Origin of the sequence: Pseudactinotalea sp., assembly GCF_048594945.1 — a bacterium.
GTDB lineage: Bacteria > Actinomycetota > Actinomycetes > Actinomycetales > Beutenbergiaceae > Pseudactinotalea.
The window spans coordinates 1-6,020 of the sequence record NZ_JBMDXJ010000520.1; the positions used below are offsets into that span (position 1 = coordinate 1).

The following is a 6,020-nucleotide window of genomic DNA, read 5'->3' on the forward strand; positions in this document are numbered from 1 at the left end:
CGTCCTCGGTGTTGACGGCCTTGCCGATCACATAGGAGGAGCCGGAGCCCGAGAAGAAGTCGTGGTTCTCGTCGGCATTCGGGGACAGCGCGGACAGGATGGCCGGGTTGACGTTGGTCTGGTCCTTCGGGAACAGGCCCTCGTAGCCGAGGTTCATCAGCGCCTTGTTGGCGTTGTACCGCAGGAACGCCTTGACGTCCTCGGTCAGACCGAGCGGGTCGTACAGGTCCTCGGTGTACTGCTCCTCGTTCTCGTACAGCTCGAAGAGCAGGTCGAAGGTGTAGTCCTTGAGCTCCTGACGGCGCTCGGGCGAGGCCTTCTCCAGCGCCTTCTGGTACTTGTAGCCGATGTAGTAGCCGTGCACGGCCTCGTCGCGGATGATCAGCCGGATCAGGTCCGCGGTGTTGGTGAGCTTGGCGGGGCTGGACCAGTACATCGGGGCTTAGAAGCCCGAGTAGAACAGGAACGACTCCAGCATCGTGGAGGCGACCTTGCGCTTCTCCGGGTCGTCGCCGCGGTAGTAGTCGAGGACGATCCGCGCCTTCTCCTGCAGGTTGGCGTTCTCCTCGCTCCAGCGGAACGCCTCGTCGATCTCGGCGGTGGAGATCAGCGTGGAGAAGATCGAGGAGTAGCTCTTGGCGTGCACCGACTCCATGAACGCGATGTTGGTGTACACCGCCTCCTCGTGCGGCGTGATCGCGTCCGGGATCAGGCTGACGGCGCCCACCGTGCCCTGGATCGTGTCGAGCATCGTCAGACCCGTGAACACACGCGTGGTCATCCGCTGCTCCTCCTCACGGAGGGTGTGCCAGGACTGGATGTCGTTGCTCAGCGGCACCTTCTCGGGGAGCCAGAAGTTGTTGACGAGGCGGTTCCAGACCTCGACATCCTTCTCGTCCTCGATCCGGTTCCAGTTGATCGCCGACACCCGGCTGACCAGCTTCGGCTTGTCGCCGTGCGCTGCACTCACTGCGGTCATCTCATCGTTCCTTCGTCGTGCTGTCGTCTCAGTGGTGGCGTTGCGTCACAGCATGCAGCTGACGCAGCCCTCCACCTCAGTGCCCTCGAGCGCCAGCTGGCGGAGGCGGATGTAGTAGAGCGTCTTGATGCCCTTGCGCCACGCGTAGATCTGCGCCTTGTTGAGGTCGCGGGTGGTGATCGTGTCCTTGAAGAACAGCGTCAGGCTCAGCCCCTGGTCCACGTGCTGCGTGGCCGCGGCGTAGGTGTCGATGATCTTCTCGTAGCCGATCTCGTACGCGTCCTGGAAGTACTCCAGGTTGTCGTTCGTCATGAACGGCGCCGGGTAGTAGACGCGGCCGATCTTGCCTTCCTTACGGATCTCGATCTTGCTCGCCACCGGGTGGATCGAGGAGGTCGAGTTGTTGATGTAGGAGATCGACCCGGTCGGCGGGACCGCCTGCAGGTTCTGGTTGTAGATGCCGTACTCCATCACGGACGCCTTCAGCTCGCGCCAGTCCTCCTGCGTGGGGATGTGCACGCCTGCATCGGCGAACAGCTGCCCGATCCGCTCGGTCGCCGGCTCCCACGTCTGCTCCGTGTACTTGTCGAAGTACTCGCCGCTGGCGTAGGTGCTGCGCTCGAAGCCACCGAATGCACGGCCACGCTCGATCGCGAGCTTGTTGGACTCGGTGAGGGCGTGGAACAGCACGGTGTAGAAGTAGATGTTGGTGAAGTCGATGCCCTCCTCGGACCCGTAGTGGATCCGCTCGCGGGCGAGGTAGCCGTGCAGGTTCATCTGGCCGAGGCCGATGGCGTGGCTGTCGTTGTTGCCCTGCTCGATGCTCGGCACCGACCAGATGTGGGTCTGGTCGCTGACGGCGGTGAGCGCGCGGATCGCGGTGCCCACGGTCTTGCCGAGGTCGGGTGAGTCCATCGACAGCGCGATGTTCATCGAGCCGAGGTTGCAGGAGATGTCCTTGCCCACGTGGTTGTAGGACAGGTCCTCGTTGTACGTCGAGGCGGTCGAGACCTGCAGGATCTCGCTGCACAGGTTCGAGTGGGTGATCTTGCCGTCGACCGGGTTCGCCCGGTTCACGGTGTCCTCGAACATGATGTACGGGTAGCCGGACTCGAACTGGATCTCGGCGAGCGTGGTGAAGAACTCACGTGCCTTGATCTTCTTCTTCTTGATCCGGCCGTCGTCGACCATCTCGCGGTACTTCTCGGAGACGTTGACCTCGGCGAACGGGACCCCGTAGACGCGCTCCACGTCGTACGGCGAGAACAGGTACATGTCCTCGTTGTTCTTCGCGAGCTCGAAGGTGATGTCGGGGATCACCACACCGAGGGAGAGGGTCTTGATGCGGATCTTCTCGTCGGCGTTCTCACGCTTGGTGTCGAGGAACCGCATGATGTCGGGGTGGTGGGCGTGCAGATACACCGCACCCGCACCCTGGCGTGCGCCGAGCTGGTTGGCGTAGGAGAAGGAGTCCTCCAGCAGCTTCATCACCGGGATCACGCCGGAGCTCTGGTTCTCGATCTTCTTGATCGGGGCGCCGTGCTCGCGGATGTTGCTCAGCAGCAGCGCCACCCCGCCGCCGCGCTTCGACAGCTGCAGCGCGGAGTTGATCGCCCGCGCGATCGACTCCATGTTGTCCTCGATCCGCAGCAGGAAGCAGGAGACGGGCTCGCCGCGCTGCTTCTTGCCGGAGTTGAGGAAGGTGGGCGTGGCAGGCTGGAACCGGCCGGAGACGATCTCGTCGACCATCGTCAGCGCGAACTGCTCGTCGCCATCGGCAAGCGTGAGCGCGACCATCACCACGCGGTCCTCGAAGCGCTCCAGGTAGCGCTTGCCGTCGAAGGTCTTCAGCGTGTACGAGGTGTAGTACTTGAAGGCTCCCAGGAAGGTCTGGAAGCGGAACTTCTTGGCGTACGCGTGGTCGAAGATGTGCTGCAGGAACTCGAAGGAGTACTTGTCGAGCACCTCGGCCTCGTAGTACCCCTCCTCGAGGAGGTAGTCGAGCTTCTCCCGCAGGTTGTGGAAGAACACCGTGTTCTGGTTGACGTGCTGGAGGAAGTAGGCGCGCGCCGCCTCGCGGTCGCGTTCGAACTGGATCTCGCCGTTCGGGCCGTACAGGTTGAGGAGCGCGTTGAGGGCGTGATAATCCATCTCCCCTTGCGCGGCCGATGCCTCGATGGTCTCCACGTCGGTCAGGGTTGCTGCCACAGTTGTTCAATCCCCTCTCGGACGCTCGCCACGTCCTCGGTTGTTCCTAGTAGCTCGAACTTGTACAGGTGGGGCACGCCGCACTTGCGGGCGATGATGTCGCCGGCGATGCAGTACGCGGCCCCGAAGTTGGTGTTCCCCGCCGAGACCACGCCGCGCAGCATCGAGCGGTTGCGTTCGTCGTTGAGGAACTTGATGACCTGCTTGGGCACCGCGCCGTGGCCGTTGCCGCCGCCGTAGGTGGGCACGAACAGCACGTAGGGCTTGGTCACGAGCAGGTGCGGGTCGGCGGGTCGCAGCGGGATCCGCTGCGCCGGCACGCCGAGCCGGTCCACGAACCGCTTCGTGTTCTCCGAGACGGAGGAGAAGTACACGACCGCCAGGCTCATCGTGATCCGCTCCCTTCGTGCGTCTCGGTGCCGGTGTTGCTACGAACCGGGGCCCGTTCTCGGGCCCCGGCTCGCAGGGTCTGTGGTGATGTCAGCCATCGCTGCCCGACGGCGGGAGGAGCCTGGGTCAGGCGATGGCCGCGGTGGTCTGTGCTCCCTGGAGGAGGGCCTTGATGCGGTCCGGCCGGAAGCCCGACCAGTGGTCGCCATCGGCGAACACGACCGGCGCCTGCTGGTAACCGAGCGCCTTGACCGACTCGAGCGCCTCGGCATCGGTGCTGATGTCGACGACGGTGTACTCCAGGCCGTGCTTGTTGAGCGCACGATACGTGGCGTCGCACTGCACACAGGCCGGCTTGCTGAAGACGGTGATGGTCACGATGTCCCCTCCCTCGCTACGGATCCCCGCAGCATCCTGACTGTCCGTGGCCACCCCAGCTCCGGGGAACCACCTCGGTGTAACTACATCCATGTCATTCGTCGGCGCTTGTGCTCCGCCCGACCTCGTCAACGCTACACCTAGTGGCCGACAAAGCGCGAGACCCACAGATGTTGTGTCCGGCGTGTCGGCCTCGCGCGTGTCATCCACACCCCGACGGCGTGTCGATGTGCACGATCGGGGCTGTCCTGTGGGTGGCGCGGCCACAGCTGTGGACAGCGCTGTGGGCAGCGGGACGGCTGTGGCGTACGGTCCACACGAGGCCGCTGTGGGCACCGCCGGGACCGCCGAGAAGTTCAACCCTCCCTGCACAGGCTGTCCACCTGTCCACAGCCTCTGGCAGCCTGGTGCGATGCCCGCGCCGAGCGAGATCGTCACGCACAAGCCGACTCGACCGCCACCCGGCCACTCCTCGTTCGTGCCGGGCAAGGCACCACAGCGGGACATCCTCCTCGTCCCGTACGACCCGCGGTGGCCGGCGACGTACCGCCTGCTGGCCGACCGGGTGCGCGATGCCCTGGGCGTCCGGGTGCTGGCCCTCGACCACATCGGGTCGACCGCGGTTCCCGGTCTCGCGGCCAAGCCCGTGATCGACCTCACGCTGGTCGTCGCCGACCCGTCCGAGGAGGCCGCGTGGCTGACCGATCTGGAGACGGCGGGCTTCGAGCTGGTGGTCCGCGAGACCTGGTGGCAACAGCACCGTGCGCTGGTGCACCCTGAGCCGCGGGCCAACCTGCACGTCTTCGGACCCGATGCCGCCGAGCCCGTTCGGCAGCGGCTGTTCCGGGACTGGTTGCGGACGAATCCCGACGACCTCGCCCGCTACCAGGACGCCAAGCTGGCCGCCGCGGAGGCAGCGAACGCCGCGGGCGAGCACGTCATGCAGTACAACGCCCGCAAGGAGCAGGTGATCCACGACATCTACGACCGCGCGTTCCGCGCGGCCGGGCTGCTCTGACCGGGTCGACCGGCCGAGGTGGTACCGCAGGCAGCACCACCTCGGCGGGCCGTGCGGCTACGTGCGCGGCTTGGCGCGCAGCTCGGCGAGCCGAGCGCGGTAGTCCTCCGCGGTGATCTCGCCCTGCGCGAACCTCTCGGCGAGCACGCGCTCGCCCGCTCGTGTGCCGGCCAGCGCCTCCCGGCGCCTCCGACCGAGAACCACGGCCGTGAGCACGCCACCGATCGCGAGCAGCCAGAAGAGCGGGAAGAGCAGGAATGGGAAGGGCGGGCCATATCCGCCGTGCCACGGTCCGTCGGCCAGGACCTGTCCGATGATCTCCATGGGAGAGCCTCCTTCGTGTTGAGTGGACCGCTCCAGCCTGTGCTGGGCACGAGTCCGCGGCGTCCGCTGGGGCGCGTGACTTCACCTACGCCGCGCGACGTAGGCGCCCCCACGGCTTGGTGACCGCCAGCACCGTCGCCAGCAGGAGCATCGTGAGCGAGACCGTGGGCGGGAACACCAGCAGCGACAGGTCGGCGCTGGTGCTGCCCTCCGCGACAAGCTCGGCGCCGGCCACGCCCACACCGCTCATGCCCGGCCGCAGCACCATGAAGATCAGCACCACCATCACCACGTTCAGCACGAGCTTGACGGCGACCCACCAGTAGCGCACCAGCCCCCACCTGGTGGCGAGCCCGAGCAGCACGCCGCTCGTCAGGGTGGCCAGCGCCGCGACCGCCATCGGGACGAAGATGAACGTCGCCAGGGCCTGGTAGGCAAGGCCTCGCAGAGCGGGGTCGGTGGCGAGTGCTCCGGTGCCGACCAGCACAGCGACGAGCACGTCGATGCCGATCCACGCCGACGCGGCGACGATGTGCACGATCAAGACGATGCTGCGCGAACGTCGTCCCAGCCGCGGGCGCGACACACGTGAACGAGCGAGCTGGTGTGACCCTGTGCGGGCTTCTGTGACCATGCCTCCACGGTCGCGGCGGCGGCCGCGGCGGTCATCCGCCCCGGTGCGACAACGCGACTACGTCGAGCGACGTAGGGCGAGAGCCGCCT

The 6,020-nt window shown here is 66.1% G+C and carries 7 protein-coding genes and 1 pseudogene; 1 reads left to right on the forward strand and 7 read right to left on the reverse strand.

What is annotated here, in order from left to right:
- The 4 genes and pseudogenes from nrdF to nrdH form a co-directional block, all read right to left on the reverse strand.
- Nucleotides 1-979, reverse strand: a pseudogene (nrdF, locus tag ACOJSN_RS23485) (class 1b ribonucleoside-diphosphate reductase subunit beta); the annotation flags it as partial.
- A gap of 45 nt (nt 980-1,024) precedes the next feature.
- Nucleotides 1,025-3,130 (reverse strand): class 1b ribonucleoside-diphosphate reductase subunit alpha, encoded by a 2,106-nt coding sequence (nrdE, locus tag ACOJSN_RS23490; protein WP_420114912.1) that lies wholly within the window; start codon nt 3,128-3,130, stop codon nt 1,025-1,027.
- A 41-nt stretch (nt 3,131-3,171) separates the two neighbouring features.
- The gene (gene nrdI / locus ACOJSN_RS23495; protein ID WP_420114906.1) at nt 3,172-3,576 is read right to left on the reverse strand and encodes a class Ib ribonucleoside-diphosphate reductase assembly flavoprotein NrdI; all 405 of its coding nucleotides are present in this window, start codon (nt 3,574-3,576) and stop codon (nt 3,172-3,174) included.
- A 127-nt stretch (nt 3,577-3,703) separates the two neighbouring features.
- Nucleotides 3,704-3,955 (reverse strand): glutaredoxin-like protein NrdH, encoded by a 252-nt coding sequence (gene nrdH, locus ACOJSN_RS23500; protein WP_420114907.1) that lies wholly within the window; start codon nt 3,953-3,955, stop codon nt 3,704-3,706.
- Between the two features lie 412 nt (nt 3,956-4,367).
- Here nrdH and ACOJSN_RS23505 point away from each other — a divergent pair, with 412 nt between their 5' ends.
- Nucleotides 4,368-4,973 (forward strand): GrpB family protein, encoded by a 606-nt coding sequence (locus ACOJSN_RS23505; RefSeq protein WP_420114908.1) that lies wholly within the window; start codon nt 4,368-4,370, stop codon nt 4,971-4,973.
- 57 nt (nt 4,974-5,030) lie between these two features.
- Here ACOJSN_RS23505 and ACOJSN_RS23510 read toward each other — a convergent pair whose 3' ends face one another.
- The 3 genes from ACOJSN_RS23510 to ACOJSN_RS23520 form a co-directional block, all read right to left on the reverse strand.
- On the reverse strand, nt 5,031-5,297 hold the full coding sequence (locus ACOJSN_RS23510) for an SHOCT domain-containing protein (protein WP_420114909.1): 267 nt from the start codon (nt 5,295-5,297) through the stop codon (nt 5,031-5,033).
- An 85-nt stretch (nt 5,298-5,382) separates the two neighbouring features.
- Nucleotides 5,383-5,835, reverse strand: coding sequence for a hypothetical protein (locus ACOJSN_RS23515; RefSeq protein ID WP_420114910.1), 453 nt, complete (start codon nt 5,833-5,835; stop codon nt 5,383-5,385).
- 2 nt (nt 5,836-5,837) lie between these two features.
- The coding region (locus ACOJSN_RS23520; RefSeq protein ID WP_420114911.1) for a hypothetical protein at nt 5,838-6,020 on the reverse strand (183 nt) is incomplete at its 5' end.

Bases quoted from the DNA above. Each gene is read 5' to 3' on its own strand.
- nrdE (WP_420114912.1), bottom strand. From the start codon at position 3,130: ATGGATTATCACGCCCTCAACGCGCTCCTCAACCTGTACGGCCCGAAC.
- nrdI (WP_420114906.1), bottom strand. From the start codon at position 3,576: ATGAGCCTGGCGGTCGTGTACTTCTCCTCCGTCTCGGAGAACACGAAG.
- ACOJSN_RS23505 (WP_420114908.1), top strand. From the start codon at position 4,368: ATGCCCGCGCCGAGCGAGATCGTCACGCACAAGCCGACTCGACCGCCA.
- ACOJSN_RS23510 (WP_420114909.1), bottom strand. From the start codon at position 5,297: ATGGAGATCATCGGACAGGTCCTGGCCGACGGACCGTGGCACGGCGGA.